Annotated in this window: 1 pseudogene; it reads right to left on the bottom strand. The window is 46.3% G+C overall.

Annotation, left to right across the window (positions count from 1 at the left end):
• Positions 1-203: pseudogene (locus P5674_RS26500) on the bottom strand (IS630 family transposase); the annotation flags it as partial.

Raw genomic sequence — 203 nt, 5'->3', positions numbered from 1 at the left:
CGTTTTGTGGCCATGCTCTTGGGCAAAAGCCTTGAATTTTTGCCAGTCGGTAATTTTGTGGTTATTGCCAGGTCGGTGATTAGGTTTAGGGAGGAAGTCTCCGGTCTGTGCTTTTCTTTGCAGCCAGAGATTAATGGTGTTCCGGCTGACATGGAAAACTTGACTGGCTTCTGTTTTGGGCATACCGTCTAGTTCAATTGCAT

Origin of the sequence: Limnospira sp. PMC 289.06, assembly GCF_032350395.1 — a bacterium.
Classification (GTDB): domain Bacteria; phylum Cyanobacteriota; class Cyanobacteriia; order Cyanobacteriales; family Microcoleaceae; genus Limnospira; species Limnospira platensis.
This window is presented reverse-complemented; position numbering and strand designations above follow the sequence as displayed.